Annotated in this window: 6 protein-coding genes and 1 pseudogene; 5 read left to right on the forward strand and 2 right to left on the reverse strand. The window is 47.2% G+C overall.

Annotated features, from left to right (window positions below; all coding sequences use genetic code 11):
• Positions 1–43 precede the first annotated feature (43 nt).
• Positions 44–1,114, reverse strand: coding sequence for a tRNA (adenosine(37)-N6)-threonylcarbamoyltransferase complex transferase subunit TsaD (tsaD, locus tag QT974_RS32280; protein WP_333472448.1), 1,071 nt, complete (start codon positions 1,112–1,114; stop codon positions 44–46).
• A 39-nt stretch (positions 1,115–1,153) separates the two neighbouring features.
• On the reverse strand, positions 1,154–1,297 hold the full coding sequence (locus tag QT974_RS32285) for a hypothetical protein (protein ID WP_333472449.1): 144 nt from the start codon (positions 1,295–1,297) through the stop codon (positions 1,154–1,156).
• A 157-nt stretch (positions 1,298–1,454) separates the two neighbouring features.
• Between QT974_RS32285 and QT974_RS32290 the strand changes: the two genes are divergently transcribed.
• From QT974_RS32290 to miaE, 5 genes and pseudogenes are all read left to right on the forward strand, one after another.
• Positions 1,455–1,943, forward strand: coding sequence for a Photosystem I reaction center subunit III (locus tag QT974_RS32290; RefSeq protein ID WP_333472450.1), 489 nt, complete (start codon positions 1,455–1,457; stop codon positions 1,941–1,943).
• Between the two features lie 119 nt (positions 1,944–2,062).
• Positions 2,063–2,191: a photosystem I reaction center subunit IX gene (gene psaJ, locus QT974_RS32295; protein WP_106151078.1), complete on the forward strand. Its 129-nt coding sequence runs from the start codon at positions 2,063–2,065 to the stop codon at positions 2,189–2,191.
• 288 nt (positions 2,192–2,479) lie between these two features.
• Entirely contained in the window at positions 2,480–3,292 is an 813-nt protein-coding gene (locus QT974_RS32300; protein WP_333472451.1) for a carbon-nitrogen hydrolase family protein, read from the forward strand.
• 19 nt (positions 3,293–3,311) lie between these two features.
• Positions 3,312–3,398: pseudogene (locus QT974_RS32305) on the forward strand (carbon-nitrogen hydrolase family protein); the annotation flags it as partial.
• Between the two features lie 168 nt (positions 3,399–3,566).
• A complete protein-coding gene (gene miaE, locus QT974_RS32310; protein ID WP_333472452.1) occupies positions 3,567–3,746 on the forward strand; it encodes a tRNA isopentenyl-2-thiomethyl-A-37 hydroxylase MiaE in 180 nt (59 codons plus the stop codon).
• Positions 3,747–3,763: the final 17 nt, after the last annotated feature.

Below are 3,763 nucleotides of genomic sequence, written 5' to 3' on the forward strand. Positions count from 1 at the left end.
GTCAACTGTCAACTGTCAACTGTCAACTGTCAACTGTCAACTGTCAACTGCTATACAGTTCCATGATATCGCTAACAGCCATCCGCGAATTGGCTCCCAATGTCAGGGGTGAGGTGTGCCCTCGCTGCAAGTGTTCTGCCGCCGCACAGCCGATCATTGCTGCGTTGTCCGTGCAATATTTTAATGGGGGAAACAATACTCGCAACTTGTGCTTAACTGCGGCTGCTTGTAAGTGTTTTCGGAGTCCGCTGTTGGCTGCGACTCCGCCGCCGACTACAATCGTGGTAAGTCCTAAATTTAGTGTACAGTCGATCGCTCTTTTGGTTAAACCCTTCGCTACTGTTTCCTGAAAACTCGCCGCAATATCATTAATTGTAGAGGCAGCCAAGACGCCTTCGCCGCCGGCACTAATATCTTGTTTTTTAAGTTTCTGCACTAACTGCAAAACTGCCGTTTTCAAACCGCTAAAACTGCTGTCGTAGGGATGATATCCGCCACCGGGCAGCGAAATTCTACCTTCAGGTAGGGGGTATGCTTGGGGATTGCCCAGGGCTGCCAATTTGTCCATCAGCGGCCCGCCGGGATATCCTAGCTGCAACAGTCTGGCGACTTTATCAAAAGCTTCACCCGCCGCATCGTCGCGCGTTTTTCCTACTGTTTCGTAAACGCCGCAATCTTTAACGTGAATTAAGCTGGTGTGTCCCCCGGAAACTAACAAGCACAAAAACGGCGGCTGCAAGTCTGGTTCGATGAGGTAAGAAGCGTAGATGTGCCCTTCGAGGTGGTGGACGCCTAAAAAAGGTTTTTGGTGGACTATTGCTAAGCTTTTCGCCGCACTCAGCCCGACTAACAATGCACCTACTAAACCCGGGGCACAAGTCGCCGCAATCCCGTCAATTTCTGACCAACTCAGGTTGGCTTCACTCAGACACTGGGCAATTACCTGATTTAGCATTTCTAGATGGCTCCGCGAAGCTACTTCCGGGACTACCCCACCGTACTGCTCGTGGATTTTAATTTGTGATGCTACAACATTGCTGCAAACTTGACGATTCTTAACAATTGCTGCTGCTGTTTCATCACAACTTGTTTCGATCGCGAAAATGGTTGCCATTAACTGGTAATTTTATTTGATAGGTTAGCTATTGCTAGCTTAACGAATTCGGCGCAAGTCCCTCGGTCGATCTGTTCTCAGGTTATTGCCGCGGGATATTTGCCAGCCGTAGGAGTGGGCTTCCGGGCGATCGAAGTATTGCAAGCTGTGAACTATTCTCGCGGTATTGCTAAGCTTTGGCACTGACCTATGAAACCCGAATCCCTCATTCTAGGAGGGTTTGCCGCCTGTATGATGGAGACTTTACACCCTCAGCAAGCGCGGTAATCTCGATTCGGAATCGGCAAGTTGAAATGCTTGTAAAAAAACTTATTGTTTTGTAACAAAGGGAAACAATTTCATGCGACGATTGTTTGCTGCAATTTTAGTGGTTAGTCTGTGGATCAGTTTTGTTCCAGTTGCTTCGGCTTACAATTTGGTGCCGTGCAAGGACTCTCCCGCGTTCAAGGAACTGGCTAAAAATGCGCGTTCTACCAACGGCGACCCGGCATCTGCCAAGGCAAGATTCGATCGCTATTCTCAAGCTTTGTGCGGCCCGGAAGGATACCCGCACTTAATCGTAGACGGTAACTTGAGCAAGGCTGGCGACTTTTTGATTCCTAGCATACTGTTCTTGTATATGGCCGGTTGGATTGGTTGGGTGGGCCGCTCTTACCTGCAAGTTACCAAAAAATCAGCAACTCCAGAGGAAAAAGAGATTATTATCGACGTTCCTTTGGCAATCAAATCTATGCTGAGCGGCGTTTTATGGCCTCTGGCAGCACTCAAAGAAATCACCACTGGTGAAATGTTTGCCAAGGATGATGAAATTACTGTTTCCCCCCGCTAAAATAGGGAAATGGAGCGACGGCTAAAAGCTAACAGTTAATTTATTAACCGCAAGTTAGCAATTAGCACAATTCGCGATCGGAAATTACCAACTGTCTCGAAATTTCAGGAGCAGAATTCATGCAATATTTTGTCAAGTTTCTTTCGACCGCACCAGTATTGGCTATCCTTTGGCTATCTATTCAAGGCGCGGCTTTAATTGAATTTAACCGCTTTTTCCCAGATTTGCTTTTCCATCCAATGCCTTAAGATTTGAGCGAACTTAGGTCGCAAAACCTAGGGTCAAGAAGTTGAGAGTTTTGAGTTGTGAGTTGTGAGTTAAAGGTTAATTCAAAGCTCAAACATCAAAACTCTCAAACTCTATAGACTTTCTCAGTAGCATGAGGTGAGCATCGAGAATAGGCCAAACAGGCCAAACAGGTCATAGGTACTAAGAACCAATAACCAATAACGAATAACAACTAACAACTAACAACAGACAACAGACAACAGACAACAGACAACAGACAACTGACTAATGACTAATATTGTGAATCGATGAAGTCTTATCTCGCCGCAGCAATTCAAATGACTAGCTTGCCTGACCTGGAAAAAAATTTGGTGCAGGCAGAGGAATTAATCGACCTGGCAGTGCGTCGGGGTGCGGAGTTAGTTTCCTTACCAGAAAATTTCTCGTTTATGGGAGAAGAGGAGGACAAGATTGCTCTTGCAGATGCGATCGGACTCCAAAGCGAAAAATTCCTCAAAACCATGGCCCAACGCTTCCAGGTAACGATTCTGGGCGGCGGATTTCCGGTGCCGACAGAGGGGGGGAAGGTATACAATACTTGCTTGCTGGTAGACCCAAACGGTAGCGAAGTGGCAAGGTACAAAAAAGTACATTTGTTCGATGTGAATGTGCCAGACGGGATTACTTACAGGGAATCGAACACGGTGAAAGCTGGTGAAGATTTGCCGCCGGTTTATGTGTCGCCGGAGTTGGGGACGCTGGGACTTTCGGTGTGCTATGACGTGCGGTTCCCGGAAGTGTACAGGCATTTGTCGCACAAGGGCGCTGATGTTTTGTTCGTGCCGGCGGCGTTTACTGCTTACACTGGCAAGGATCACTGGAAGGTTTTGTTGCAAGCTAGGGCGATCGAGAATACTTGCTACACGATCGCCCCGGCGCAGACTGGACACCACTACGGCCGCCGTCAAACTCACGGTCACGCCATGATTGTAGACCCTTGGGGTGTGGTTTTGGCAGATGCCGGAGAGGAACCGGGTGTGGCGGTGGCAGAGATTAATCCCGATCGGCTAGAACAAGTCCGCCGCCAAATGCCCTCACTGCAACATCGGGTTTTTCTTTGAAGGATTTTTGAGACCAATTGGTCTCAAAATTGCGGAAATTAATCCCGATCGGCTAGAACAAGTTCGCCGCCAGATGCCCTCACTGCAACATCTGGTTTTTCTCTGAAGGATTTTTGAGACCAATTGGTCTCAAAATTTCGGTTCCAGTCAGGGACAAGACCTGGATAATTTTGATCCAAACATATTCAGGACTTACGCACACACTCTATCTGTAGGGTGCGCAATGCGCACGGCCGTGCGCATACTTATCTCAACTTTCAAATCTCAAATTAATATGAGTTTAACACTGCCAACTATTAAGTTTTTGAAACAGCCGACTTCCGAAGTTTGGATCGAACAGTCGATCGCCCATTTAGATACAATCTTACTAAATCCTTCTCACTGCGAGCCGAAAGCGGCGCTACTCGCGTTAAATTTAATAGACTTGAATTGCAAAAATCGGAAAACACCCTGAAATTATCTGCGTTTATC

This window comes from Microcoleus sp. BM001215392, assembly GCF_036700185.1.
Lineage (GTDB): Bacteria > Cyanobacteriota > Cyanobacteriia > Cyanobacteriales > Microcoleaceae > Microcoleus.

Bases quoted from the DNA above. Each gene is read 5' to 3' on its own strand.
- QT974_RS32290 (WP_333472450.1), top strand. From the start codon at position 1,455: ATGCGACGATTGTTTGCTGCAATTTTAGTGGTTAGTCTGTGGATCAGT.
- miaE (WP_333472452.1), top strand. From the start codon at position 3,567: ATGAGTTTAACACTGCCAACTATTAAGTTTTTGAAACAGCCGACTTCC.
- psaJ (WP_106151078.1), top strand. From the start codon at position 2,063: ATGCAATATTTTGTCAAGTTTCTTTCGACCGCACCAGTATTGGCTATC.
- tsaD (WP_333472448.1), bottom strand. From the start codon at position 1,114: ATGGCAACCATTTTCGCGATCGAAACAAGTTGTGATGAAACAGCAGCA.
- QT974_RS32300 (WP_333472451.1), top strand. From the start codon at position 2,480: ATGAAGTCTTATCTCGCCGCAGCAATTCAAATGACTAGCTTGCCTGAC.